At 67.1% G+C, this 25,980-nt stretch carries 27 protein-coding genes and 1 tRNA gene; 6 read left to right on the forward strand and 22 right to left on the reverse strand.

The genetic code is table 11. The annotated features are described in order from the left end of the window. Positions 1–9 precede the first annotated feature (9 nt). The 16 genes from B1A78_RS03680 to B1A78_RS03750 form a co-directional block, all read right to left on the reverse strand. Positions 10–801 carry an SDR family NAD(P)-dependent oxidoreductase gene (locus tag B1A78_RS03680; RefSeq protein WP_077145660.1) on the reverse strand — a complete coding sequence of 264 codons (792 nt, stop codon included), beginning with the start codon at positions 799–801 and terminating at the stop codon, positions 10–12. Then, a complete protein-coding gene (locus tag B1A78_RS03685; protein WP_256837451.1) occupies positions 798–1,784 on the reverse strand; it encodes an alpha/beta fold hydrolase in 987 nt (328 codons plus the stop codon). Before B1A78_RS03685 ends, B1A78_RS03680 begins: the two co-directional genes overlap by 4 nt. Beyond that, the gene (locus B1A78_RS03690; RefSeq protein WP_077145661.1) at positions 1,781–4,111 is read right to left on the reverse strand and encodes a TonB-dependent receptor; all 2,331 of its coding nucleotides are present in this window, start codon (positions 4,109–4,111) and stop codon (positions 1,781–1,783) included. The genes B1A78_RS03685 and B1A78_RS03690 overlap by 4 nt, the downstream gene beginning before the upstream one ends. Before the next feature lie 83 nt (positions 4,112–4,194). Continuing rightward, on the reverse strand, positions 4,195–4,866 hold the full coding sequence (locus B1A78_RS03695) for a TetR/AcrR family transcriptional regulator (RefSeq protein WP_077145662.1): 672 nt from the start codon (positions 4,864–4,866) through the stop codon (positions 4,195–4,197). 77 nt (positions 4,867–4,943) lie between these two features. After that, positions 4,944–5,216: a hypothetical protein gene (locus B1A78_RS03700; RefSeq protein WP_077145663.1), complete on the reverse strand. Its 273-nt coding sequence runs from the start codon at positions 5,214–5,216 to the stop codon at positions 4,944–4,946. A gap of 28 nt (positions 5,217–5,244) precedes the next feature. Next, positions 5,245–5,391 carry a hypothetical protein gene (locus B1A78_RS22530; RefSeq protein WP_179101968.1) on the reverse strand — a complete coding sequence of 49 codons (147 nt, stop codon included), beginning with the start codon at positions 5,389–5,391 and terminating at the stop codon, positions 5,245–5,247. 85 nt (positions 5,392–5,476) lie between these two features. After that, positions 5,477–6,187 (reverse strand): response regulator, encoded by a 711-nt coding sequence (locus B1A78_RS03705; protein ID WP_077145664.1) that lies wholly within the window; start codon positions 6,185–6,187, stop codon positions 5,477–5,479. Next, positions 6,184–8,856, reverse strand: a complete 2,673-nt coding sequence (locus tag B1A78_RS03710) for a sensor histidine kinase KdpD (RefSeq protein ID WP_077145665.1) — start codon at positions 8,854–8,856, stop codon at positions 6,184–6,186. The genes B1A78_RS03705 and B1A78_RS03710 overlap by 4 nt, the downstream gene beginning before the upstream one ends. Further along, the gene (kdpC, locus tag B1A78_RS03715; RefSeq protein ID WP_077145666.1) at positions 8,853–9,443 is read right to left on the reverse strand and encodes a potassium-transporting ATPase subunit KdpC; all 591 of its coding nucleotides are present in this window, start codon (positions 9,441–9,443) and stop codon (positions 8,853–8,855) included. The genes B1A78_RS03710 and kdpC overlap by 4 nt, the downstream gene beginning before the upstream one ends. A gap of 10 nt (positions 9,444–9,453) precedes the next feature. Then, the gene (gene kdpB, locus B1A78_RS03720) at positions 9,454–11,490 is read right to left on the reverse strand and encodes a potassium-transporting ATPase subunit KdpB (protein ID WP_077145667.1); all 2,037 of its coding nucleotides are present in this window, start codon (positions 11,488–11,490) and stop codon (positions 9,454–9,456) included. Between the two features lie 10 nt (positions 11,491–11,500). Continuing rightward, entirely contained in the window at positions 11,501–13,204 is a 1,704-nt protein-coding gene (gene kdpA, locus B1A78_RS03725; RefSeq protein WP_077145668.1) for a potassium-transporting ATPase subunit KdpA, read from the reverse strand. 13 nt (positions 13,205–13,217) lie between these two features. Next, complete coding sequence (locus tag B1A78_RS03730) at positions 13,218–13,307, reverse strand: potassium-transporting ATPase subunit F (protein WP_077145669.1); 90 nt, start codon at positions 13,305–13,307, stop codon at positions 13,218–13,220. Positions 13,308–14,011: 704 nt separating this feature from the next. Beyond that, positions 14,012–14,088: transfer RNA gene (locus B1A78_RS03735), tRNA-Arg, on the reverse strand. Positions 14,089–14,151: 63 nt separating this feature from the next. Then, positions 14,152–14,622 carry a DUF1178 family protein gene (locus tag B1A78_RS03740; RefSeq protein ID WP_077145670.1) on the reverse strand — a complete coding sequence of 157 codons (471 nt, stop codon included), beginning with the start codon at positions 14,620–14,622 and terminating at the stop codon, positions 14,152–14,154. A 7-nt stretch (positions 14,623–14,629) separates the two neighbouring features. Beyond that, complete coding sequence (grxC, locus tag B1A78_RS03745) at positions 14,630–14,890, reverse strand: glutaredoxin 3 (protein WP_077145671.1); 261 nt, start codon at positions 14,888–14,890, stop codon at positions 14,630–14,632. Between the two features lie 4 nt (positions 14,891–14,894). Continuing rightward, positions 14,895–15,809, reverse strand: coding sequence for a ComF family protein (locus B1A78_RS03750; protein WP_256837452.1), 915 nt, complete (start codon positions 15,807–15,809; stop codon positions 14,895–14,897). Between B1A78_RS03750 and B1A78_RS03755 the strand changes: the two genes are divergently transcribed. Continuing rightward, positions 15,808–16,659: a methyltransferase type 12 gene (locus B1A78_RS03755; RefSeq protein ID WP_077145690.1), complete on the forward strand. Its 852-nt coding sequence runs from the start codon at positions 15,808–15,810 to the stop codon at positions 16,657–16,659. The two genes, B1A78_RS03750 and B1A78_RS03755, sit on opposite strands and share 2 nt — an antisense overlap. 3 nt (positions 16,660–16,662) lie before the next feature. Here the strand turns inward: B1A78_RS03755 and B1A78_RS03760 are convergent, their stop codons facing one another. Beyond that, positions 16,663–17,073, reverse strand: a complete 411-nt coding sequence (locus tag B1A78_RS03760; RefSeq protein ID WP_372236864.1) for a (deoxy)nucleoside triphosphate pyrophosphohydrolase — start codon at positions 17,071–17,073, stop codon at positions 16,663–16,665. Positions 17,074–17,304: 231 nt separating this feature from the next. Here B1A78_RS03760 and B1A78_RS03765 point away from each other — a divergent pair, with 231 nt between their 5' ends. Then, positions 17,305–17,475, forward strand: coding sequence for a Flp family type IVb pilin (locus B1A78_RS03765; protein ID WP_077145674.1), 171 nt, complete (start codon positions 17,305–17,307; stop codon positions 17,473–17,475). 147 nt (positions 17,476–17,622) lie between these two features. Further along, on the forward strand, positions 17,623–17,790 hold the full coding sequence (locus tag B1A78_RS03770; RefSeq protein WP_077145675.1) for a Flp family type IVb pilin: 168 nt from the start codon (positions 17,623–17,625) through the stop codon (positions 17,788–17,790). Between the two features lie 102 nt (positions 17,791–17,892). Here the strand turns inward: B1A78_RS03770 and B1A78_RS03775 are convergent, their stop codons facing one another. Together B1A78_RS03775 and B1A78_RS03780 are read right to left on the reverse strand one after the other, a co-directional pair. Then, entirely contained in the window at positions 17,893–19,383 is a 1,491-nt protein-coding gene (locus tag B1A78_RS03775) for a M48 family metalloprotease (RefSeq protein WP_077145676.1), read from the reverse strand. A gap of 131 nt (positions 19,384–19,514) precedes the next feature. Further along, positions 19,515–20,462, reverse strand: coding sequence for an acetyl-CoA carboxylase carboxyltransferase subunit alpha (locus tag B1A78_RS03780; protein WP_077145677.1), 948 nt, complete (start codon positions 20,460–20,462; stop codon positions 19,515–19,517). 198 nt (positions 20,463–20,660) lie between these two features. Here B1A78_RS03780 and B1A78_RS03785 point away from each other — a divergent pair, with 198 nt between their 5' ends. After that, positions 20,661–21,251 (forward strand): DUF4291 domain-containing protein, encoded by a 591-nt coding sequence (locus B1A78_RS03785; protein WP_077145678.1) that lies wholly within the window; start codon positions 20,661–20,663, stop codon positions 21,249–21,251. Positions 21,252–21,272: 21 nt separating this feature from the next. Here the strand turns inward: B1A78_RS03785 and B1A78_RS03790 are convergent, their stop codons facing one another. Genes B1A78_RS03790 through B1A78_RS23050 form a run of 3 tightly spaced genes read right to left on the reverse strand, consistent with a single transcriptional unit; the run spans position 21,273 to position 24,116 of the window. After that, on the reverse strand, positions 21,273–22,175 hold the full coding sequence (locus B1A78_RS03790) for a tyrosine recombinase (RefSeq protein ID WP_144037672.1): 903 nt from the start codon (positions 22,173–22,175) through the stop codon (positions 21,273–21,275). A gap of 1 nt (position 22,176) precedes the next feature. After that, positions 22,177–23,985, reverse strand: coding sequence for a hypothetical protein (locus B1A78_RS03795; protein WP_077145679.1), 1,809 nt, complete (start codon positions 23,983–23,985; stop codon positions 22,177–22,179). Then, positions 23,982–24,116: a hypothetical protein gene (locus tag B1A78_RS23050; RefSeq protein ID WP_256837453.1), complete on the reverse strand. Its 135-nt coding sequence runs from the start codon at positions 24,114–24,116 to the stop codon at positions 23,982–23,984. The genes B1A78_RS03795 and B1A78_RS23050 overlap by 4 nt, the downstream gene beginning before the upstream one ends. A gap of 147 nt (positions 24,117–24,263) precedes the next feature. Between B1A78_RS23050 and B1A78_RS03800 the strand changes: the two genes are divergently transcribed. Continuing rightward, the gene (locus B1A78_RS03800) at positions 24,264–24,854 is read left to right on the forward strand and encodes a shikimate kinase (protein WP_083733804.1); all 591 of its coding nucleotides are present in this window, start codon (positions 24,264–24,266) and stop codon (positions 24,852–24,854) included. After that, a complete protein-coding gene (aroB, locus tag B1A78_RS03805; protein ID WP_077145681.1) occupies positions 24,842–25,960 on the forward strand; it encodes a 3-dehydroquinate synthase in 1,119 nt (372 codons plus the stop codon). The genes B1A78_RS03800 and aroB overlap by 13 nt, the downstream gene beginning before the upstream one ends. Positions 25,961–25,980 lie beyond the last annotated feature (20 nt).

Raw genomic sequence — 25,980 nt, forward strand, 5'->3', positions numbered from 1 at the left:
CTTATCCTTTCACGCTTGGCCCGCGGCGCCCAGCACGTCGCGGAGGTCGGGCTGGCCCGTATGCGCGGTCAGCCCGCCGTCGACCGGGACGGTCGCGCCGGTCATGCCGCTGGCGTCGTCCGACGCGAGGAACAGCGCGACGGCGGCGATCTCTTCGGGACGCGCGAAGCGACCCGACGGAACGACCCGCTCCCATTCGGTACGCAGCCCCTCGATCTCGTCGACGCCGCTGGTCAGCAGCGGCGTATCGACCGGGCCCGGACAGATGGAGTTGGCGCGAATATTGTCGCGCGCATGGTCGATCGCGAGGCAGCGGGTGTAGTTGATCACCCCCGCCTTGGCCGCGTTGTACGCCGTGAAACCATAGTCGGCGGCCATGCCCGAGGCCGATGCGGTGTTGACGATGGCTCCACCGCCGCGCGCTTTCAAATGGGGGATGACGGCACGGCAGGCATAGAATACGGCGTCGAGATTGACCGCGATGCAGCGGCGCCATTGCTCGACGTCCATGTCGGGGGTCATGCCAAAATTGCCGATCCCCGCATTGTTGAAGAGGATATCGATACCGCCGAAGCGCTCCACCGTCTTGTCGGCAAGCGGGGCAAAGGCGTCGGCGTCGGCAACATCTACGAATTCATACGCCGCCTGCTCGCCAAGTTCGGCGACGAAGGCCGCCGCGCGTTCGGCGTCGAGTTCGGCGATCATCACCGATCCGCCCTCGGCAACGAAGCGGCGCACGAACGCTGCGCCGATGCCCGAGGCGCCGCCGGTAACGATGGCGGTCTTGCCTGCAAATCTCATTTCGCCTGTCCTTCTTCCACTTGCTTCAACCAGGTCAAAAGCGCTGCGGTCACCGCATGAGGGCGCTCTTGCTGTGTCCAATGCCCGCATCCCTCGAGAAGGATCGCATCGAACAGCCGGGGTACCTGGGCTCGCATCGCCGCGATCATGTCTAAACCGGGCAACATCGACAGCACGATGTCGCGCGTACCGCCGATATAGAGAGCCGGCTGGTCGATCGTCCGGCCACGCCAGGGCGCCAGATAGGCCACATCGCGATGCTGGTTGCGATACCGGTTCAGCGGCCCGCGAAGGCCCCCGGCGCGAAACTCGTCGACCAGATACGCAATGTCCGCATCAGGCAGCCATGCGGGAAAGGGGTCGGGACCGGGCAGTCCGTCGAGCAGGCGCGAGTCGGCCGACCGGTCGTCCCCCAGTCCGTCGGGAGCCTCCCCCGCCAGCCAGAAATAGAAGCGGCGGACAAAGGCGTCGAGATCGCCCTCGGCCTCCGCTTCGGCCACACCCGGCGTCTGGAAATAGTCCTGGTAGAAAAAACGGCCCTGATCGGCGTGGACGGGTTTCAGGGCGTCGATCAAAGCCACCTCGGCAACGCCGATGAAGGGCACCGACAAGGCAGCGACCGCGCGCACCCGGTCCGGATGCAGCAGCGCGGTATGCCAGACCAGATACGCCCCCCAGTCGTGGCCGATCAGGATAGCGGGTTCGCCGTCGCCCAGCGCATCGACGACCCCCGCGATATCGGCCGTCATATTTTCCAGATCATAGGCTTCGACGGCATCGGGCTTGTCGCTGCCGCCATAGCCGCGACAGTCGATCGCACACACCCGATAGCCCGCCTCTGCGATCGGCCCGATCTGATGCCGCCAGGCCGCCCAGCTTTCGGGAAAGCCGTGGACGAGCACCACCAACGGCCCCTCGCCGGCGACCGCCGCACGCAGGTTGATACCGTTGGCGGCAATCGTCCGGAACGCGGGTTGGATCACAGGCGCCAGCCGAGCGAGATGCCGTAGCTGGCCGGGCGGCCCGCCATGCGCCAGGCGGTGTCGGCCTGGAAGGTCGAGTTCCAGTAATATTCGTTGAAGATGTTGCGGCCCCAAAGCTGGACGCGCAGCTTGCCATCCTCGGTTTCGACCCCGGCGCGCAGATCGACGAGCGTGCGCGCATTGATCCGCAGGATCGCCGGGTCGCCAAAGGTCGAATTGGTCGCGCTGTTGTAATTGACGTTGGTACCGATCACCGCGTTCCAGCGATCGCTGACGGGCCATTTATACTGAACGTCGGCGGTCGCCTGCCACTTCGGCGTGAAGGGGAAAGCCGAGCCTTCATAGTCGGCGAATACGCCGGTGCCGTTATAGCCGGTGAACTCGTCGATGCGGCTCTTCACATAGGTGCCCGACAGGTTCGCGCTCAGCCCCTCGACCGGGCGCCAGTCGATCGCCGCCTCGACGCCATAGATGTGCGATTTGGGGATGTTGACCAGCCGTTCGAGCAGCCCGAAGATCGGGTCGAGGATGCGGCCGCGCACCTGCTTGTCCGAATAGTCGTAATAGAAGCCCGCGGCGTTGAACTGAAGCGTGCGGTCGGCGAGCGGCAGCTTGAAACCGGCCTCATAGGCGAGCAGCGATTCCTGCGTCGCGGGCAGGAAACCGGTGAAGGACGAGGCCGGAACGGTCGGGAAACCGCCCGCCTTCCACCCGCGCGAGACATTGGCATAGACGATCGCGCGATTGTCGAAGGTGTAGGTCAGCCCGCCGCGCCACGAGATATTGTCCTGGTCGAGCCGGTCGACGATCAGCGACGGCTGGAAGGCGGGATCGAAGGTCAGGCAGCTGCCCGGCCCGATCGGGTTGATCGGCGGCGCACCGGTGAACAGCTCGGTGAGCACGTTGAAGCTCAGATAGGTCGTGCCGTCGCCGTCATAGCCGCAGCCGTTGAAGCTGCGTTCGTTGCGCGTGTAGCGGATGCCGCCCTGCGCGGTCAGGTTCGGAGTCAGGTCATATTCGAGGTTTGCATAGCCCGCATAGGTGGTCACCTTCTGGTTGGTGAACACCGCCGACGTGGTCAGGATCGGCAGGCCGGGGATGATGACGTTGCTGCTGAGGTCGTTGGTCTGGAGGATCTGCTGCTCGCTCGCCTTGTCGTGCGAATAGTTGGCGCCCAGAATCCAGCGCGCATCGCCGCTGGTACCGGTCAGGCGCAGTTCCTGGAAGAAGCTCTTGACGCTGCCCGGGGTATAGCTGTCGAGCTGGCGCCACTGCGTCGCGTCGAGGTCCTGCGTCGCATCGGTGTTGAATTCAATCCACGAGGTGATCGAGGTCAGGCGGATATCGTCCGACACGTCGAGGTCGGTGCGCAGCGACGCCTGGTAGAAATCATCGTCGCGGCGCATCGGGGTCGACGCCGACCAGTTGGCGGCGCGCGCATTTTCGGGCGCGAGCGGCGTCGCGAGCACATAGGGATAGGCGCCGGCGGGGTTGTACGGCGTGTGCGCGGTCAGCTGCGGCGCCTGCACGTCGGACTTGTCGCGCCAGCCATTGAGGTTGAGCGTAAATTCCAGCGTGTCGGTCGGGTTCCACACGACGAGCGCGCGGCCGGCGATGCGGCGCGCGCTGCCCAGCTTGTCGTTGCGGGTGTAATTCTGCTGCCAGGCGCCGCCCTCGTCGACGCGCGCGCTCAGCCGCACGCCGAGCGTGTCGGTCAACGGCGCGCTGACGAAGCCCGACAGTTCGAACGCGTTGAAACGGCCATAGCTCGCATCGGCGCCCGCCTCGAAATCATTGCCCGGCTTGGCCGAGATATAGTTGATCGCGCCGCCGGTGGCGTTCTGGCCATAGAGCGTGCCCTGCGGCCCCTTCAGCACCTCGACGCGCGAGAGGTCGAGCGCCGCCCCCTGCGTCAGGATCGCGAAAGGCAGCGGCACTTCGTCGACATAGACGCTGACCGCCGGCGACGCGGCGAGGGTCGATTCGTAAAAGCCGACGCCGCGGATCGTATAGACCGGGGTCGCGATCTGGCTCTGGGTGAAGGTCAGCCCGGGAACGATCTTGGCGAGGTCGGCAACGGTGCTGATCCCCTGCGCGGTGAGCTGGTCGCCGCCGATCGCGGTGATCGACATCGGCACCGAGTTCAAAGATTGTTCGCGGCGCTGCGCGGTGACGATGATCTCGTTCGTATTGTCGGACGCGCTGTCGGCTGCTTCGGCGGCACCGTCCGGCGCACCGGTTTCGGTCTGCGCCATCGCCGGCGCGGCAGCCATCAGCGCGAAAAACGTAACACCCGCGCACAGCCGCGCCGCAAATCCCTTAGGCATATCACTCTCCTGATGGGCCGGCTTATCGGTGCCGACTTTCCATTAGGAAATCAGATTGCCTCAAACTAGTCAAGATCGACTAATCAGATTTGACTATTTTTATCGTCCTCGCGATTTCGTGCCGCCAGATTGGCGCAAAACCGCCGATGCCGCTCCATCATCCGGTCGATCGCGGCGAGGATCATCGGGCGTTCATAGCCCAGGCTATGCTCGATGATCAGCCCGCGGACGCTTGCGATGAGCAACCAGCCATGCGGGACCAGCGCCTCGGCGTCCTCGAATCCGGCGTCGCTGGCGAGCTTGATGAACTCGTCGTGGATCTCCTGCTCGACCTGGCTCGCGACCGGCTGCAGCCCCGCGATCAGTTCGGCATCCCAGCGCGCGGCGAGCAGGATGTCGGTCAGCGCCAGCCCCTCGGGCGCCGAATGGCTTTCCCACGAGATGCGCGCATAATCGGACAGGCGCTCGAACGGATCCTCGATCGCCGCGGCCATCACCCCCGCGGCATCCATCACGCGCCGCATCGCGCGCTCGGCGGCCGCGACCATCAACGCGATGCGATTCGGGAACTGGTGCAGAACCGACCCGCGACTCAACCCCGCCTCGGCCATCACATGCTCGATCGTCGTCGCGGTGAACCCCGACCGGACGATGCATTTGATCGTAGCGTCGAGGATCTTCTCGCGCGCACTGATCCCCCGCGACGTCAGGCGTCGCGGCCGGCCATCGACAGGCAGGGAAATGGCATCGCTCATCGGGCCATTTGACCGCAGGCGGTCCAAAGGTCAAACCTGCGATCAACAGGCAATCGCCGCGATGACCGACCGTCGCTTCAAAAATCGGGCGCGCGCAGACGTCGCCAACGCTCCGAAACCTCGACCGTCTCCCACAGCCCCGGGCCGGCGAACAGCAGCGCGCTACCTGCGCTGCCGCACAGGAAGGCGATTGCCGAAAGCAGCAGCGTCAAAGAGGTTGCGTCGCGTGCCGGCGTGACGAGCGCCATATGATGGAGCCGCACTGCGACCATGCCGCCCAGCGCGAGCAGCGCGAGGCCGCCGGCGCGCAGGCCGATGCCGGCGAAGCGATTTTCATGCCAATAGGTCATGGGAAGCTCCCGGTGCCGGTACGGCAGATCAGCCGACCGCTTCGATCACGAAGGCGATCAGCGCGATGATCGCGCACATGTAGAGGCTCAGCATCAGTGCGCCTTGGGCGCCGAGCCAGTCGACGACATGGTCGTGCAGGCGCGCGGCGGGGCGGTCGGTCTTGGAGGTCGTCATGCCCCGAATATAGGATCGCACGGCGTTTGAAATCGAGAGGAGCGGGCGGCCGCAGGCGTAGTATTTGCGTAGGATTTACGCGAAATTACACCGCCTGCCCGCCCCCGTCGGGCACCCGCAGGCGATAGCCGATGCCGAGTTCGTTGCTGATGATCTGCGGGTGCTGCGGATCGGCCTCGAGCTTCTGGCGCAGCGTGCGGATCAGCACGCGCAGATATTCGACATGATGGTCATGCTCGTGCGGCCAGACCTCGGCCATGATCTGCTTGTGGGTGATCACGCGGCCCGGGAAGCGCGCGAGCTGCGCCAGCACGGCATATTCCTTGGGGGTCAGGTGGACCTCCTTGCCGGCCCGGGTCACGGTGCGCGCGATGAGGTCCATCGTCACGTCGCCGACCGCGAGGGTGAGGTTGCCGCCCTCGCGCGTCAGCCGGTTGCGCAACGCGACGCGCACGCGCGCGAGCAGTTCGTCGGTGTCGAAGGGCTTGGTCAGATAATCGTCGGCGCCGAGGTCGAGCGCCGCGACCTTCTCTTCCGTGGCGTCGCGCGCCGAAACGACGATCAGCGTCGTGTCCGACTGCTGCTTGAACAAGGGCACGAGTTCGAGCCCATCACGGTCGGGAAGCCCGAGGTCGAGCAGGGTGATGTCGGGACGCTCCTGGCGCAGCCGATCGGCCGCTTCGCGCGCGTTTTCGGCCTCGACGATCGCATAATCGGCGCGCTCCAGCGCCGCGCGGATCAGGCGGCGGATATGGAGTTCGTCGTCGACGACGAGCACCTTGTGGCGCAGCTTCATGGGATGTCCTTGTCGGTGAGGGTCGTGATGATCAGCGCTTCGGGAATGCGGATCGTGAAGCAGGCGCCATGCGGATCGGCGTTGTTGCCCGCCGCGACCGACAGCCCCATCGCATCGGCGAAGCCCTTGACGATCGCGAGCCCCAGCCCGGTGCCATGCTTGGCGCGGTCGCTGCCCTCGAGCCGGGTGAAGGTTTCGAAGACGCGCTTTTCATTGCCCGGCGCGATGCCCGGCCCCTGGTCGATCACCGACAGTTCGATGGCATCGGTCGTGCGGCGCGCGCGGATGGTGATCGCTGTTCCGGCGTCGGCATAGCGGCCGGCATTGTCGAGCAGGTTGATCAGGCAATGGTGCAGCAGCACCGGGTCGACGCGCACGAGCGGGATGTTCGGCGAGATATCGACCTTCACCTCATGCCCCGCCAACGACGCCCGCGTGTCGTGCGCGGCGCTGGCGGCCGCGTCGAACAGGTCGGTCGCCTCGATCTTCATCGGCAGCGCCCCCGCCTCGACGCGCACCATGTCGAGCAGGTTCGAGACGAAGCGGTTGAGCCGCCTAGCCTCAGCCTCGACCGTTTCGGCGAGTTCGGGCGAGGGATGGCGCTGCATTTCCTGTGCTGCCGACAGGATCGTCGTCAGCGGGGTGCGCAGGTCGTGGCTGACCGACGAGAGCAAAGCCGAGCGCAGCCGGTCGCGCTCGTCGACCTGCCGGGCGCGCAGCGACGCCTCCTCGAGCTCCATGCGGTCGAGCACGATCGACGCCTGGTCGAGCAGGCTCATCAGCAGTGGCACCTGGTCCGAACGCACCGGCTCGCGCGCATCGTCGCGGGTCAGCCCCAGCACCCCGAGCACGCCGCGCGTCGTGCGCAGCGGGTGAAACAGCCAGTCGGACGCGGTGAGCGTCGACGATCCGCGCCCCGCGGGCTGGTCATTGTCCATCGCCCATTGCGCCGCCGCACGCTCGATCTGTTCGAGCCGATCCTCGGGCGGCACCGCGGCGCGCAGCACCGGGCCGTCGGCGGACGGGAGCAGCAGCACGGCGCGGACGTCGAGCAGGCGGCCAACCTCGGCGCAGATCGCCTGCATCAGCGCATCCTGGTCGGGCGCGGCGGTCAATTGCCGCGAGAAGCTGGCGAGCGCCGCATTCTGCCGCGCGCTCGATTGCGCGAGATCGGCCTGCGCGCGGACGCGCGCTGCGAACTGGCTCGTCACCACCGCGACGCCGAGCAGAACGAGGATGCTGATGACATTTTCGGGATTGTTGACGGTCAGCGTGCCGGTCGGCGGCAGGAAGAAGAAATTATAGGCGAGGCTCGCCGCGAGGCCCGCGAACAGCCCGGCGCGGACGCCGAAGGTCGCCGCAGCGAACATCACCGGGATCAGGTAGAGCAGCGAGATATTGCCGAGGTCGATGACTTCGAGCAGCAGGCGCCCGAGCAGGGTCATCGCGGCGACCATCGCGAGCGACCAGATATAGTCCGCCGGCCGGCCCCAGCGTCCCGGGGTGGGCGCGTCGCTGCGGCGCTGGACCGCCTTCGCCTCGGGCTCGCCGGGCAGGACATGCACCGCGACATCGTCGATCGTCCGCACCAATTGGTCGACCACCGACCCGTGGCGCATCTCGAACCACCAGGGTCGCGTCGATTTTCCGATCACGATCTGCGTCGCGCGCGCATCGCGCGCAAAGGCCTGCAGCCCTTCGACGACGCTGGCGGCGGGGACGGTCGCGGTCGCGGCGCCGAGCCGCGAGGCGAGCGCGAGCGTGTCGGCGAGCTGCTTGCGGTCGTCGTCGGTCAACGACCGGCTGCGCCGCGTTTCGATATAGACCGCGGTCCATGGCGCGCGCAGCGCATCGGCGAGGCGCTTGCCCGCACGCACCAGCCCTGCCGCGACGGGAAGCTCGCTGACCGCCACCACGATCCGCTCGCCGACCGCGAAGCTGCCCGCGAGCGCGTGGCTGCGCACATGGTCGAGCATCTGCGCATCGACCGCCTGCGCCGCGCGGCGCAGCGCAAGTTCGCGCAGCGCCGTCAGATTCGCCTTCGAAAAAAAGTGGCCGAGCGCGCGCGTCGCTTCCTGCGGGATGTAGACCTTGCCATCGCGCAGCCGCTCGATCAGCTCGTCGGGGGGGATGTCGACGACCTCGATCTCGGCCTGTTCGAGGATGGAGTCGGGCACCGTCTCGCGGACGCGCACGCGCGTGAACGACGCGACAACGTCGTTCAGGCTTTCGACATGCTGGATATTGAGCGTCGAATAGACGTCGATGCCCGCGCCCAGCAGTTCCTCGACATCCTGATAGCGTTTGGGATGCCGGCTGCCCGGCGCGTTCGTATGCGCGAGTTCGTCGACGAGGACGAGCTGCGGCCGACGTTCGAGGATCGCGTCGATATCCATCTCGCCAAGGCTGTGCCCCTGATGACCGACCGCGCGCCGCGCGACGATTTCATGGCCCTCGACCAGCGCCTCGGTCTCGCGGCGGCCGTGCGTTTCGACCACCCCGATCACGACATCGACCCCGGCCTCACGCCTTTGCCGGCCGTCGGTCAGCATCTCCCACGTCTTGCCGACCCCCGGCGCGGCACCGAGGAAGACTTTCAGACGGCCGCGACCTTCCTGTGCCGCCTGGCGCAGGAAGGCCTCGGGAGAGGGTCGGTCGAGTCCGGTCACGCGGGGGGTTTAGCGCCAAAAGCATCGAGTCGTCGATTGAGCGCGAACAGATTGACGCGCGGCTCGCCGAGGAAGCCGAGCAAAGGCTGCTCGACGCTGTCCGCGACCAGCTTGCGGACCGCCGCCGGGTCGATCCCGCGCACCCGCGCGACACGATCGACCTGGTAAAAAGCCGCCTCGGGGCTCAGATGGGGGTCGAGCCCCGAGGCGGAGGTCGTCACCAGGTCGGGCGGGACAGGGCGGCCCGGTGTCGTCTCTTGATATCTGGCCACATCGGCCTTCACGCGGTCGGCCAAGACCTGCGAGGTCGGGCCGAGGTTCGAGCCCGACGAGGCAAGCCCGTCGTAGCCGTCGCCCGCGGCCGACGGCCGGCTGTGAAAATAACGGTCGCTGGTGAAGGCCTGCCCGACCACGTCGGAGCCGATGACCTTACCGTCCGCGCGCACCAGGCTGCCATTGGCCTGCGCCGGGAAGAGCGCCTGCCCGACGCCGGTGAGCGCCAGCGGATAGGCGATGCCGAGCAAGGCCGCGAACAGCAATGTCATGACGATCGCCGGGCGCAGCGCGCTGGAGAGATCCTTGTTCATAGTCATTTCCTCAGGCGAGACCGAGGCCGCCGACGGCCAGGTCGATGAGCTTGATGCCGACGAACGGCGCGACAAGGCCGCCGAGGCCGTAGACGGCAAGGTTGCGCGCGAGCAGCGGCCCCGCGCCCATCGGGCGATAGGCGACGCCCTTCAGCGCGAGCGGGACGAGCAGCGGGATGATCAGCGCGTTGAAGATGATCGCCGACAGGATCGCGCTCTCGGGGCTGGTGAGGCCCATGACGTTGAGCACGCCGAGCCCCGGATAGAGCGCGATGAACATCGCCGGGATGATCGCGAAATATTTGGCGACGTCGTTCGCGACCGAGAAGGTCGTCAGCGCCCCGCGCGTCATCAAGAGCTGTTTCCCGAGCCCGACGACCTCGATCAGCTTGGTGGGGTCGCTGTCGAGATCGACCATATTGCCCGCCTCGCGCGCCGCCTGCGTCCCCGTGTTCATCGCGACGCCGACGTCGGCCTGCGCGAGCGCGGGCGCATCGTTGGTGCCGTCGCCGCACATCGCGACGAGCCGCCCGCCCGCCTGTTCCTTGCGGATAAGGTCGAGCTTGTCCTCGGGCGTCGCCTGCGCGAGGAAATCGTCGACCCCGGCCTCGGCCGCGATCGCCGCAGCGGTGAGCGGGTTGTCGCCGGTGATCATCACGGTGCGGATGCCCATCGCGCGCAGCTCGCCGAAGCGTTCGCGAATGCCCGCCTTGACGATGTCCTTCAAAAAGATTGCGCCGAGCAGCTGGCCGTCCTTCGCGACCGCGAGCGGGGTGCCGCCGGCGCGCGCGATCTCGTCGGTGATACGGCGGAGTTCGGTCGCGGCGGCGGTGGTGCCCGCGCCCGGATTGGCGCGCAGCACTGAATCGACCGCGCCCTTCTGGATCACGGTTTCGCCCAGCTTGATGCCCGAGATGCGCGTCTGCGCGGTGAAGGCGATGATCTCTGCCCCGGCGGGCAGTTCGGACGCGGTCTGGCCGAACTTTTCGCGCGCCAATGCGACGATCGAGCGCCCCTCGGGCGTTTCGTCGGCGAGGCTGGCGAGCAAGGCGGCTTCCGCCAGCACCGCCATCGACTGGCCGCCGATCGGACGGAACTCGGTCGCCTGGCGGTCGCCGATGGTGATCGTGCCGGTCTTGTCGAGCAGCAGCACGTCGACGTCGCCCGCCGCCTCGACCGCGCGTCCCGATTTCGCGAGCACGTTGAAGCGCACGAGCCGGTCCATGCCCGCAATGCCGATCGCCGACAGCAGGGCGGCGATCGTCGTCGGGATCAGCGTGATGAGGAGCGCCGCGAGGATCGCGACGGGGATGCTGCCCCCCGCATAGGAAGCAAAGCCCGGGATGGTGCCGACCGCGATCAGGAAGATGATCGTCAGCCCGACGAGCAGCAAGGTCAGCGCGATCTCGTTCGGCGTCTTCTGCCGCTCGGCGCCTTCGACGAGCGCGATCATGCGATCGAGGAAGCCCTGCCCCGGACCCACCGTGACCCGGACGCGGATCGCGTCGGAGATGACGCGCGTGCCCGCGGTGACGGCGCTGCGGTCGCCGCCCGCCTCGCGGATCACCGGCGCGCTTTCGCCCGTAATCGCGGCCTCGTTGACCGAGGCGACACCCGCGACGACCTCGCCGTCGGACGGGATCAGGTCGCCCGTCTCGACGAGCACGATATCGCCGACGCGCAGCGCACTCGCGGGCACATCCTCAAAGGCACTGCCCTCGCCCTTCAGCCTTTTGGCGGTCAGCTCGGCCTTCGCCGCCCGCAGCGACGCCGCCTGCGCCTTGCCGCGCCCCTCGGCGAGCGCCTCGGCAAAGGTGCCGAAGAGCACGGTGAGCCACAGCCAGATGACGAGTTGGAGCTTGAAGCCGGTGGCGAGCCCGTCCTGCCCGACGACGAGCAGCACGGTGAGCAGCAGCGCGACGACCGCGGTGGTGAACATCACCGGGTTGCGGATCAGCTCTTTCGGGTTGAGCTTGCGAAAGGCGTCGCCGATCGCCGGGACGATCAGATCTGCCGTGAACAAGGACTTGGTTTCAGACCGAGCCATATGGATATCCTTAGAAAAGCTGGCCATTGATCATCGCGAGATGATCGGCGATCGGACCAAGCGCGAGGCTGGGCAGGAAGGTCAGGCCGCCGACGATCAGCACGATGCCGATCAACAGGCCCGTCCACAGCGGCCCGGTGGTCGGGAAGCTGCCCGCGGTCGCCGGCGTATATTTCTTCGCCGCGAGGCCGCCCGCGATTGCCAGCATGGGCACGATGACGAAGAAGCGGCCGAGCCACATCGCGATGCCGAGCAGCCCGTTGTAGAAGGGGGTGTTGGCGCTGAGCCCCGCAAAGGCCGATCCGTTGTTCGCGACCGCGCTGGTGAAGGCGTAGAGAATCTCCGAAAAGCCGTGCGGCCCCTTGTTCAGCGGCCCCGCCAGCCCCGCCTCGGTCACCGACGCGATGGCGGTAAAGCCGAGGATGACGAGCGGCAGCACCGCGATCGCGAGCACCGCAAGCTTGACCTCGCGCGCCTCGATTTTCTTGCCGACATATTCGGGGGTGCGCCCGACCATCAGCCCGGCGACGAAGATCGCGAGGATCGCGAAGAGCAGGAAGCCATAGATGCCCGCGCCGACGCCGCCGATCACGACCTCGCCGAGTTGCATGTTGAACAGCGGGATCAGGCCGCCCAGCGCGGTGAAGCTGTCGTGCATCGCATTGACCGCGCCGCACGACGCCGCGGTGGTGACGATCGAGAAAAGCGACGAGGCGGCGATGCCGAAGCGCACCTCCTTGCCCTCCATATTGCCCCCGGCTACGCCGAGATTGTGGAGGATCGGGTTGCCCGCGGCTTCCTGCCAGTATGTGACCGTCACCCCCGCGAGGAAGATCGTCACCATCGCGGCGAGGATCGCCCAGCCCTGGCGCGGGTTGCCGACCGCCTTGCCGAAGGTCCAGGTCAGCCCGAAGCCGATGACGAAGATCGACAGCATCTGGACGAAATTGGTCAGCGCGCTGGGGTTTTCGAACGGATGCGCGCTGTTGGCGTTGAAGAAGCCGCCACCGTTGGTGCCGAGCATCTTGATCGCTTCCTGGCTTGCGACGGGCCCGAGCGCGAGCGTCTGCTTGACCCCCTCGAGCGTCGTCACATCGACCGACCCCGCCAGCGTCTGCGGCACGCCGCTCGCGATCAGGAACAGCGCGTAGGCGAGGCAGAGCGGCAGCAGCAGGTAGAGCGTCACGCGCGTCATATCGGCCCAGAAATTGCCGATCGTCTTCGCCTCGCGCCGCGCGAAACCGCGGAACAGCGCGAAGGCGAGCGCGATGCCCGTCGCCGCCGAGAGGAAATTGTGGATCGTGAGGCCGAGCATCTGGCTCAAATTCGACATCGTCGATTCGCCGCCATAGCTTTGCCAGTTGGTGTTCGCGGTGAAGCTGATCGCGGTGTTGAACGCGAGGTCGGCGCTCGTGCCGTCATAGCCGAGCGGATTGCCCGGCAGCACGCCCTGCAACCGCAGCACGCCATAGGTGAAGAGCAGCAGCACCGCGTTGAAGATCAGCATATGCACCGCATAGCGGCGCCAGCCCTGCTCCTCCGCCGGGTTGATCCCCGACAGGCGATAGAAGCCCGCCTCGACCGGGCCGAGCAGGCGGTGCAGCGGGGTGCGCCGGCCCTCGTAGAGCGCGAAGAGCCAGCGGCCCATCGGCTTGGTGAGCAACAGCAAAAGCCCCACGAAGGCGATGATCAGGAGCCATCCCTGAAAGGTCATGGCGCGTCTCCCTTCAGAATCGTTCGGGCCGCGCGAGCACGGCGACAAGATAGGAAAGAAGGCCGAGCGCGGTGAGGCCCGCGAGCCAGAGGTCGAGAGTCATGGCATCACCTCAGGCGTCGTCGCACAGCCGCGCGTAGCCGAGGCTCGCGGCGAGGAGGGCCAGGATGATGCCGATCCAGAGAAGATCCTGCATGGGTGTTGCTCCGGCAGGACGCCGGCCGCGGGAGGCGGCGCGAGTCGTCTGCGGAGGCTCAAATAGGATGGGTGCGCGTTTGAATTCGAGAGAACGAAAACGACCGACGCATAGTATTCGCGTATGATTTTTCGGATTTTCCCGGCGCAGCGCCCTGACAGGCTATCGCGCGGCGGTTGCCGGGCTTGACCGGAAGGAGCAGCTCGATCCGCTCGGTCAGCGGACACTTACTTGCGATAGCGCCCCAGGCTGCGCCTCGCACTCCAGCACCGCCACACCCGATCAGGCTCGGCCGCCTGACATGGGGTGGGAAGCGGACGTTCCATGATCGTCACCCCAGACTTGACCCGGAGTCCCGCTGATCGACGGTGCCAAGCGGGACCCCGGATCAAGTCCGGGGCGACGAAGAGGTAAGGAGGCCCCTTCCCCAGTGAAAGCCGGGGCCCAGAGCGTGCGTCGGCCAAGCTTTCCCTGGTTTCCCGCTTTCGCGGGAATGACAATATGGGGAATGGCGGGAAACCACCCCAAAAACGCAGCATGACAGGCTCGGGCCAAGGACCATCGTAGCGCACTGCCACCGGCAATGTCGCACCGAAGAGAGCAATGGAGCATGGTGCACCCGACAGGATTCGAACCTGTGGCCCCCAGATTAGGAATCTGATGCTCTATCCTGCTGAGCTACGGGTGCGCCGCCGCCCGTGTAGCGGCGCGGGCCGCAAAGCGTCAATCGGCGCCGGTCAATCGACCGCAATCAATTCGCCGCCTCGGGCGGGACGAACGGCACCAGCAGCGGCATCGCCGCGATGCCATCGTCGCGCAGCGCTTGCGCTTCTTCGGGCGAGGTCTGGCCGTGGATCAGATCGTCCTTAGCGCGGCCTTCGTGCATCGCGCGCGCGGCGTCGGCGAAGTCGCGGCCGACCCAGCGCGACTGCGGCAGCATCTCTGCCTGTTGCGCCGCAATTCCCGCCATCACCTTCTTCACCATTTCGGGTGTGATTTCGCCGGCCGGGTTTGCCGCCGGCGCCGGCGGCGCCGGTGCGGCAATCTGGTTCGACTTGGCGCCGACGCGCGGCGCCATCACCGCCTTGCGCACGTCGCTGTCGCCGCACACCGGGCACGCGATCAGCCCGCGCGCCTGCTGGTCGGCAAAGCCGTCGCTGCTGTTGAACCACGCCTCGAACCGGTGGTCGCCCGCGGCGCAGCAAAGATCGAAAACGATCATGGGGGTCTCAGGCGGCGCCGAGCAACGGGTCGAGCCCGCCCCTGGCATCGAGCGCCGCGAGATCGTCGCTGCCGCCGATATGCTTGCCGTCGATGAAGATCTGCGGAACGGTGCGGCTGCCGCCGGCGCGCGCGACCATCGCGTCGAAGCCGGCGCGATCCATCGTCAGGTCGATTTCCTGATAATCGGCGCCCTTGCTGTCGAGCAGCGCCTTGGCGCGCGAACAATAGGGGCAGAAGACTTTCGTAAACACTTCGATTTTGGGCATGCGCCTATCCTGTCATGATCTGGTCCATGATATCGGAATCCAACGTGGCAAAGTCAAATATGTTGCTCGTCATCAGCGCGTCGGGGACCACCCGCGCCCAGCTGAGCGCCGAGACGCGCGCCGCGCCGCTGCGCCGTAGCGCTTTCGCCGCCGCGCGCAGCGTCGCCCCGCTCGCATGGACGTCGTCGATCAGGATCAGGTGGCGCCCCGCCGCCTTCGCCCTGCCATTCTCGGCCAGCGCGAAGGCGCCCGCGACGACCTTCTCGCGCTCGCGCCGGGTCTTGCCGCGCAGCGACGCCGTCGCCTTCGCCCGGAGCAACAGATGATGGTCGTGCGGCATGCCGGTCAGCCGGGTCAGTTCATCGGCGACCAGCGCCGCCTGGTTGAAGCCGCGCGACCAGAGCCGCCAGCGGTGGAGCGGAATCGGAACAAGCAGCGCATCGCCCTCGCCCGCGAGCGTCGCCAGCGGCCGCGCCATCAGCTGCGCCATCAACCGGGCGTGACCGAGCCGCCGTCCATATTTGAGGCGTAGCGCGACGGTGCGCGCCGCCGGCCCATAGGCGACCGCCGCCGGGGCGCCGTCGAACGGCGGCGGCGACGCGAGACACGCGCCGCATTGCAGATCGCCATCGGGCAGCGCGCGCGGCAAGGGAATCGAGCAGCGCGCACAGGCCGGGCCATCGAGAAAATCGAGCGATTGCCAGCACGTCAGGCAGAATTGCCGGTCGCCCCCGACGATCACGCCGCAGCCCGGGCAGCGCGGCGGCAAGGCATAATCGAGGATCGCGCGGCCGGCCTGTTTGAGGTTGCGGGCCAGCGCGTCGGCCGGTCCTGCCGAGGGTCCGCTTTCGACATCCTGCGCCGCTGCCCCCATGTCCGAACTTGTGAAGCATCGTGCGAGGCGGCACAAGCGCCGCATGTCGCAGCCCCCCGCCCCGCTTTTTTCGTCTGCCCGCCACCGCGCCCAGCGCGACCGGCTCGCGCGCCTGCCCGCCGGCGCCGATTTCCTCGCGCCGATCATCGCCGAGACGCTGGCCGACCGGCTGGCGATGGTCACGCGCAGCTTCGCGCGCACCCTGCTGATCGGTGCGCACGACCCGGCGCTCGCCGACCGATTGCGCGCGACCGGCACCGAACTGACGATATTGGAGGCCGGGCCGCGCCTTGCCGCCGCCACCGGCGCGATCGCGGGCGAGGCCGATTCGATCGACCTGCCCTTCGCGAGCTTCGACCTCATCGTCTGGCCCGGCGGGCTCGACGGCGTCAACGACGTCCCCGGCGCGCTCGTCCGGCTACGCGCGCTGCTCGCCCCCGACGGGTTGCTGCTCGGCGCCTTCGTCGGCGACGGCAGCCTCGCCAAGCTGCGCCGCGCGATGATGGCCGACGGGGTGCGCGCGATCGCGCGGCTTCATCCGCAGATCGACCTCGCGGCGACGGGCAATCTGCTCCAGCGCACCGGCTTCACCCTGCCCGTCGTCGATGTCGACGATCTCGCGGTGCGCTATGGCGACTGGTTCGCGCTCGTTCGCGACCTGCGCGCCGCGGGGCTGTCGAGCCGTCTGTCGCCGGCCCCGCCGCCGCTGACGCGCGAAGAGGTCGCACGCATCGCGCTCGCCTTCGCGGGTCAGGCCGATGCCGACGGGCGCATCGCCGAACAGTTCCGGCTCGTCCATTTCAGCGGCTGGGCGCCGCATCCCGACCAGCCGAAACCGGCGCGTCGCGGCAGCGGCACCGCGTCGCTCGCCGACGCGCTGAAAGCGAAGGATTAGGGCCTAGAGCAAGGCCTCGAGCAGCCCGATCAGCGGCCGGTCGGCGGGCGGCATGTCGAGGCCATAGAGCTCGACCGGCCGCACCCAGCGCAGCGCGGTGGCGTGCCGCGCCTCGGGCACGCCCTTCCATTTGCGCAGCGCATAGACGAGCAGCAGCAGGTGCCGGTCGCCGAGCGGCTCGCTCGCGAAACAGGCGGGCGCGAGGCACGCATGATCGACCTCGATCCCCAGTTCCTCGGCCAGTTCGCGAATCAGCGCCGCCTCGGGGGTTTCGCCGGGCTCGATCTTGCCGCCTGGAAACTCCCATAAACCCGCCATCGCGGTACCGGGCGGGCGTTGCTGGACCAGCACGCGGCCGTCGCGATCGACCATCGCCGCAGCGACCACAATGAGACAGTTTTCGGATGTTTTTATCGATGCTGCAGAGGACAAATTATTAACCCTGATATGCGAAATCCGTAGGCCTCGGGAACTCTAGGACCAGAATCCCCGAATTGCACGGCCGAGGTTCGAGCGACTTCATCGTCTCGGATCCATGGTGCGACACCGGCGCGGACCAGCGCCCGTCGCGCACACGTCAAGGCCATGGACCTCCGTCCGGCAATTCAGGGCGACTGATCCTGGCAAAAAGGCAGGGGCAGAACGATGAAAAAGATTGCCAAGCTGCTGCGGTCGACCAGCGCCGCGACGGCCGTCGAATATGGGCTCATACTGGCCCTCATCTTCATCGCGGCGATGACAGCAATAACGAATGTGGGATCGTCGACGATCGGCATGTGGAACAACGTGTCCTCGGCTTCGACCGAAGCGATGTAAGACTTTCGCCTGTCCGATTTCGGGACTCGCGAACGACGACAAGACCAAGCGACGCATTAAGAAATTCAAAACCAATTCGCCGTAGAACTGCAAATGTTGACCCGACCAGACCGTCAACAGGGTAAGTGACTTATCAGGAGACCAGACATGAAGTTTCTCAAGAAATTCGTCCGCGACACCAAGGCCGCGACCGCCATCGAATACGGCCTGATCGCCGCTCTGATCGCCGTTGCCGGCATCACCGCGATGACCTCGGTCGGCAAGAGCGTCAGCGGCACGTTCAACAACGTCGACAGCGCGCTCGGCGGCGAATAATATTGCGATCTGCCGCCCGGTTCGCCGGGCGGTGATCCGATCGAGAAGGGCGGTGGAGCGATCCACCGCCCTTTTTGCTGTCCGCTCGCAGCGCCCGCCCGCTCAGCGGCTGGCGTAGACCACGATCTTGACCTTCTGCCCCGGCGTCAGGCGGCTGTCCGCGGTCAGCCGGTTGAGCACCTGGAAACGCTCGGTCTGGTAATTGCTGTACGCCATGCGCCGCGCCATCGTCGCGACCGTGTCGCCGCGCGCCACCGTCACCACGTCGATCCGCCGCGGCTTTATCGCCGCCGCCTCGGCGGTGCTCAGCCGCCGGACGCTATTGTACATGCTGTTGAACACGCCGCCGCCGCCGGCCTTGGTCAGCGCGACGAAGTGGAACGCGCTCGTCCGCGAAAATTCATAGGCAAAGACCGTGACATCGACCTGCCCCGACTGGGTGTTGGCGCGCGCGGTCGCATAATAGGCCGGGATGCCGTTCACCGTCGTGCGCTGGGCCGCACTCGGCGTCAGCGTCGTATTGCCCGAAATCGACTTGAACGCGGCGGCCATATAGGCGTTCATGTCGCCATTATAGGCGGCGGTGGTGAACTGCGCCTGCCCGCCGTTGCCGCTGACCGACACCGCGGTCGCGCCATTCTGCATCGCATAGCCGGTCGGCACCGCGAATTTCAGCTTGAGGTCGGGGTGGAGGAATTCATTGCCCTCGACCACCCCCTGCGCCGGATCGTCGCCGTAAAGCACGCCGTCGACCGAGGTCAGGAACGCCTCGGCATTGCGCACGCCGCCGGTCCCGGCGCCCGCCGCGAGCGTCTGGGCGTTGCGCACGCGCGAGGCGGGGTCGGGGTGCGTGCTCGCCCATTCGGGCAGCGCCCGCGCATCGCCGCCCGACAGCCGCGCCTCGAGGTTGGTCTGGTTCGCAAGGCTCGCGAGCACCGTCGACAGTGCCATCGGATCATAACCCGCCTTGCGCAGATATTGGACGCCGAGCTGATCGGCCTCAAGCTCCTGCCCGCGCGAAAAGCCCAAGGTCGCCAGCTGCGCCACCTTCATGGCATTATTCTGGAGCAGCCCGCCGAGCCCGCCGAGCAGCCCGCCATTGTCGCCGATCGCGCTGCCGAGCACCCCGGCGAGCACGCCGAGGATCGAATTGCGCGTCGCCGCCGACTGGCGCTTCTTGCTGTGCTGTGCGGCGACATGGCCGACTTCGTGCCCGAGAACGCCCGCGAGTTCGGCCTCATCGTTCATCAGCGCCATCAGCTGGCGCGTGACATAGATATAGCCGCCGGGGATCGCGAAGGCGTTGTTCACCGGCGAATTGAGCAAAGTGACGGTGAAATCGCTGCGCGCATTCGACAGCCCCGATTGCAGCGCGATATTCTGGCCGACCCGCCCGACATAGGCCGCCTGCGGCCCTTCATAGGCACCGCCGAACTCCCGCACCAGTTCCGGGTGCGCCTCGTCGCCCTGCTTGCGCTCGGCGGCGGTGATCGCGGTCGCGGTCTTGATCGTCTTGGTCTTGGCGTCGGCGATGCCGCCCACCGCCACACTGGTCGCGAGCAGCGCCGTCAGCGCCAATTTCGTCCGGGCCATAATGCCTCCCTTGGTCCTTCTCTGTCCGCCTGACCTATATCGGCGCGCATCGACACGCACCATGAATAGTGCGCTCAGGCGATTGACAGGGAGAACGTCGGCCCCGCAATCGGGTTCCGAGGGACTCGAGGCTAAACGCGGCCCATGGCGAGGAATTTTTCCTCACGCGCGGCGAGGATCGCGTCGCGCGGCAAGCCCGACAATGCATCGAGTTCCTGTGCGATCGCATCGCCGAGCGCCTTGATCGCGATTTCGGGCGCCCGGTGCGCCCCGCCGACGGGCTCGGGAACGATCCGGTCGATGATTTTCAGGCCCAGCAGGTCCTCGGGGGTCATCTTCATCGCCGCTGCGGCATCGGCCGCCTTGTCGGCGGTGCGCCACAGGATCGAAGCACAGCCCTCGGGCGAGATCACCGAATAGACGGCATGTTCGAACATCAGCACGCGGTTCGCCGCCGCAATCGCGATCGCGCCGCCCGATCCGCCCTCGCCGACGATCGTCGCGACCATCGGCACGCCCAAAGCAAGGCATTGTTCGGTCGAGCGCGCGATCGCCTCGGCCTGCCCGCGTTCCTCGGCCTGGATACCCGGAAAGGCGCCCGACGTGTCGACCAGCGTCACCACCGGCAGCCCGAAGCGGTCGGCAAGCTGCATCAGGCGGATCGCCTTGCGATAGCCCTCGGGTTTCCCCATCCCGAAATTATGCTTCATTCGCGACGGGATATCGTCGCCCTTTTCATGCCCGATCACCATCACGCGGCGGCCGCGAAAGCGCGCGAGCCCGCCGAGGATCGCCTGGTCGTCGCCGAAATTGCGGTCGCCGGCGAGCGGCATCCAGTCGTCGAACAGCCCCGCGACATAATGTTTGAAATGCGGCCGATCGGGATGGCGCGCGACCTGCGTCTTTTGCCACGGCGTCAGCTTGGCATAGATGTCGCGCAGCATTTTCGAGGATTTATCCTCGAGCCGCGCGATATCGCCCTCGATATCGAGCGACGGATCGTCGCCCATTTCGCGCAATTCGGCAATTTGGCGATCGAGCGCCGCGACCTGTTTTTCGAAGTCCAGAAAGGCTGTCATGGGGGACGTCGCTAGGCCGATGGCGGCGTCAGGTCAACGTCCGCCGGCCCTATCGGCCACACCACCGATGCACAGCTGACGCAGAGGTCGCTCCTTCGAATTATAGTCGCACGATATTTGCATCGACACGTCATCGCCAACTCGCAATCCTCCCCGGGTTGCTATCGCTCTCGAAACTTTGGATATATGCCGGCAGCAATGAATGACATTCCGCAGCAGCAAATTCGCGCCGTCTACGACGAGAAGACAATCCGTGTATATCAGGCCTATAGCCGCCAGATAGCTGACCCCGCCGTTGCAGCAGGTACATTTGTTTCGCCGCCTTTCAGCATGACCCGCATGACGTGGATCAAACCTTCGTTTTTGTGGATGATGTATCGCGCCGGCTGGGGCTTCAAAGATGAGGGGCAAGAACGAATTCTCGCACTGGACATCACGCACGAGGGCTTTGCTTGGGCGCTGGCGCATAGCTGCCTCAGTCACGCGCCAACGGGGATGAGCAAAGACGAATGGAATGAACTCAAAGCCTCCTCGCCGGTGCGAATTCAGTGGGACCCGGAACGGGATCTCGCGCTTCAACCTCTGCCGCATCGCGCCATACAAATTGGTCTGAGCGGAGAAGCTGTGCCGCTCTACGTGAACCAATGGATCCAGAAGGTCACGGACATCACGAGCCTCGCCCATGAAATGAAAGGGTTGATCGACCACGGCCAGTTCGAGGAGGCCAAAGCAAGATTGCCCTTTGAATTGCCTTACGATTTACCCCAGAACCAACCGGTGTCAGAGTGACGCCGCCTTTGGTCGGCAGGATCAGATTTCGCCGACCTTCATCGCCGCCAGCGGATGCCGCCGGTTCACCAGCTCGACCAGCCGCCGGCTGTCGACATGGGTATAGATTTCGGTCGTCGCGATATCGGCATGGCCGAGCATCAGCTGCAACGCCCGCAAATCCGCCCCGCCTTCGAGCAGGTGGGTGGCAAAGGCGTGGCGCAGCACATGCGGGCTGACCGCCGTCGGATCGATCCCGGCGCGGCCCGCCAGATCGCGCAGCATCTGGAACAGCCGCACGCGCGAGATATGGCTCTTGCCCGACGGGAACAGCCAGGCCGACCCGTCGGCGAGCAGCGGCAGCCAGCGGTCGAGCGCATCGCGCGCGCGCTCCGACAAGGGCACCAGCCGCTCCTTGTCGCCCTTGCCGCGCACGATCAGATATAGTCGCTCGCCCGCAATCGCGCGGCGCGGCAGCGAGACCAGTTCACTCGCACGCAAGCCCGACCCGTAAAGAAGTTCGAGCAGCAACAGCATGCGCACCGCGGCGGCAGGCGGCACTGTGCCGCCGGCCTCCTCGCCCGCCTGTGCGAAGAGACGTTCGACATCGTCGTGCGTCAGGATGCGCGGCAGCGGGCGCCGCGTTGTCGGCCGTGCGAGCGCCTGCGCCGGGTCGTCGGCCCGCTCGCCCTCGTCGCGCAGGAAGGCGTAGAACTGCCGCAGCGCCGACAGCTTGCGCGCCGCACTGCTCGCCGCAAGCGATTGATATTCCGCCATGACTTTGCTCAGATCATCGGTGTCGGCCTCGCCCAGCCCCGACCGGGCCAGCCCGGCCGCCTGTTCAAGGTCGCGGCGATAGGCGGACAGCGTGTTGCGCGCCGCGCCGCGCTCGGCCGCCATCATTTCGAGGAAACGGTCGATCAGCGCGGCATCGCTGTCGCGCACGTCAGACCCGGACCAGCGCCTCGGCCGCGATCATCCGCGCCTCGGACCCCAGCCCGACTTCGCGCAGCGCCTTGACGATATGATAAAGGTGATAGGGCGGCATCGTCGCCCAGTCGCCCTGCATGCCCGTCGCCGCAAGCAACGCGACCATGCCCGGCTCGCCGCGCTGCGCGGCCTCCGAAATCGCGCGCGTCCAGCGCGTCTGCTTGCCCAGATTGACCTCGAGGTCGCTCGCCGCCGACGCCGCCTGCCCGCTGTCGATGCGGCCAAGTCCGGCGAGGCCCGCGAGCAGCAGCTTGCTGCGCTGGTAATCCTTGCTGTCGTCGCTGCCCGAAAAACTCGACACCGCGCTTGCGGTGGTGCCGTTGAGCGGGCGCGGCGACCCGACCGCGAGCACGCCCCAGGCGCGGCTTCCGACATTGACCGACGGCACCCAGTCGATCGCGCGATTGTCGTATCCGCCCGCGAGCATCGCCCCGATCAATTGCCACGGATCGTCGCCGACATCGGTGCCCACGGGCAGCGCCGCGGCGGCGCGCGCGGTCGCGACCATTGCCGCATAGCGGTCGATCGGGTTCGCGCCCTGCCCCCACAGGCTTTCCATCGCGGCATAGCGCTCGGTGCCGCTCGCCCCGCCAAAGGCGCTGCGCAGCAGGTCGGTCTGCGTCGTCAGGCTGTCCGACGGATCCTCGTCGGCCGCGGCGGCGCTGAGCAGCGAGACATAGGCTTCGCTCGACAGCACCCCGCGCGCCGCCGCGTCGGGCGCGGCGGCGATGCGGTCGGCCATCGCGCTCATCGGCGCGAGCACGGTCCAGGCGCGCATCGCGGGCGTTTCGGTCTCGCGCAGCGTCGTCGGGATCGGGATGGCCGTCGCGGTCGCCATGCCGAAGCGCCAGCTCGTCAATTTGTCGATCTTGTCCCACTGGATGGTGATCGATCGCCCGCCCGCGCCGCTCGCGCCGAGCACGCGTTCGGCGAGCAATATGTCGAAATTCGACACCTTGCCGCTCGACCGCACCCGGCTCATTGCCCAGCCGGCGGGGCCGGCTTCGCCCGACAGCCCCGCGCAGATGCCCGCCGAAAGGCGCCAGCTCTGCTCGTCGCCATGCGCAAGGCCCGCAGGGACATAGGGGCACAGGCCGGCGGGATCGGCGTTCGCCAGGAACACCTGCTGCGCGGTCGCGACCAGCCGCGGGCTGGCGCGGTCGTAATCGACCGACTGGACGATCGAACGCGCGATCGGCGCCTCGCCCATGCGCAGCAGCAATCCGGCGCGGTCGGCGGCCAGGTCGGCGCCGTTGATCGTGTCGGGGGTGTCGATCGCCGAGGCGAGCGAGCGCCGCAGCAGGATCGCGCCCCAGCGCGAGGCGATCGGGCCGCGCGTCGCGCGCATGATCGCTGCGGCATATTGGCCGCGCACGCCAAAGGCATCGGGGGCGAGGCCGCCGGTTTCTGGGGTCAGCGGGCCGATGCGGGTGAGCAGGCGCCGGGCGCCCGGCGGCAGGTCATATTTCAGCGTGCCGGGTTCGACCTCTTCGCCATCCTCGACTTCGTCGTCACCGGTCGCTGCCGTGTCGGTGCCGGGCAGCGTCGCGGTGACCGTCGGCGGGGTCGGTCCGGTCGATTTCGGGGTCGCGGACGGCGTCGGCGTCGCGGTCGGCGCGGGGGTCGGCGACGGGCTCGGTGCCGGGGACGGATTGCCGAAGCCTTCAGGCAGCAGGGATTCCTGCGCCAGCGCGGGCAACACCAGCGCGGCAGCGACGGCGGCGCCCGACAGGCCGAGCGACAGCGCGATCAGTTTCCTGCTCATTCGGACTTGCCTTCGGGCAACGCGCTTGCGGCAATCTGGTCGGTCACATCCACCTCAATCATTCGCGGTTCGATCGGTCGGCCAAGGAAAATCAGCAGCAGCCAGAAGGCCAGCAGGATCAGCAGCAGCACGACCGATCGTCCGATCCAGCGGCCTTTCCCCGATCTGCCTTGCCTGCGCAATATCCAATGCGATCCTTTTGCCGACCCGAAGCCCGTTTTGCGCGGCGCAGCAAAACCATTGTCCCGCGCGGCCCAGCGGGTATAGCCGCGCCCGGCATGACGCGAAACCCGAAAAGCCCGGCCGGAGGGAACTCCGGGCCTTTGCCCGCCACGATCCGCGAGCGGCCGATCGTGCTCGTCGGGCTGATGGGGTCGGGCAAGTCGACGATCGGCCGCCGGCTCGCCGCGCGGCTCGGCATGCGCTTCGCCGACGCCGACGACGAGATCGAGCGCGCCGCGGGCATGACGATCTCGGAGATTTTCGCGCGTTTCGGCGAGGCGCATTTCCGCGACGGCGAGCGCCGGGTGATCGCGCGGCTGCTCACCGGCCAGCCGCTCATCCTCGCGACCGGCGGCGGCGCCTTTATGAATGACGAGACGCGCGCGCTGATCAAGGAAGCCAGCCTGTCGATCTGGCTCGATGCCGACATCCCGACCCTGGTCGAACGCGTCGGCCGCCGCAGCCACCGCCCGCTGCTCAAGAACCGCGACCCCGGCGAGGTGCTGCGCGAACTCGCGGCGGTCCGCAATCCCATCTATGCCGAGGCGCATATCCGCGTCAGTTCGGCGGCGAGCCCGCACGATCACACCGTGCGCGCGATCATGGAGGCCCTGTCACAGTGGGACAATCCGGAATGCAACGCCTGACCGTCGAACTTGGGGACCGCAGCTATCCGATTCTGATCGGCGACGGGCTGCTCCGCGACATCGGGCAGCACGTCGCCCCGCTGCTGAAGCGCCCGCGCACGATGATCGTCACCGACGAGCATGTTGCCAAACATTATCTGCTGCCGCTGGGCGCCTCGCTCGGCGCCGAGAATGTCAGTTTCTCGTCGCTCGTCCTTCCCGCGGGCGAGGGCAGCAAGAGCTGGGCGGGGCTCGCGCGCCTCACCGAATGGCTGATCGGCGAGGGTGTCGAACGCGGCGACCATGTCATCGCGCTCGGCGGCGGCGTGATCGGCGACCTCGTCGGCTTCGCGTGCAGTATCGTCAAGCGCGGCTGCCATTTCATCCAGGTGCCGACCACCCTGCTCGCGCAGGTGGACAGCAGCGTCGGGGGCAAGACCGCGATCAACGTCCCCGCGGGCAAGAACCTCATCGGCGCCTTCCACCAGCCCGCGCTCGTCGTCATCGACCCGACGACGCTCGAAACGCTGCCGCGCCGCGAACTCGGCGCGGGCTATGCCGAAGTTGTCAAATATGGGCTGATCGACGATGCCGCCTTCTTCGCCTGGTGCGAAGATCATGGCGCGGCGCTGCTCGCGGGCGACAGCGCGGCGCGCGCGCGGGCGATCGCGCACAGCGTGGCCGCCAAGGCGCGGATCGTCGCCGCAGACGAGCGCGAAACGCAGGATGTCCGCGCCTTGCTCAACCTCGGGCACAGCTTCGGCCACGCGCTCGAGGCCGAGACCGGCTATTCGGACCGGCTGCTCCACGGCGAGGCGGTCGCCGCGGGCATGGTGCTCGCGCATCAGTTTTCGGCCGCGAACGACCTGTGTTCGAAGGAAGATGCCGAGCGCGTCCGCGCCCATCTTGCCAGCGTCGACCTGCCGCACAGCCTCGCCAGCGCGGGGGTCAACAGCAACGGCGCGACACTTTCCGGCCATATGGCGCATGACAAGAAGGTACGCGGCGGCAAGCTGCCCCTGATCCTGACCCGCGGCATCGGGCAGAGCTTCGTCACCGACGCCTATGGCCTGGACAAGGTCGCCGCCTTCCTCGACGGCGCGCGGAACACTTCACCAACTGGATAACTATCGGCGCACCGATGTCG

The sequence above is a fragment of the Sphingopyxis sp. KK2 genome (assembly GCF_001990265.1).
Taxonomy (GTDB): Bacteria; Pseudomonadota; Alphaproteobacteria; order Sphingomonadales; family Sphingomonadaceae; genus Sphingopyxis.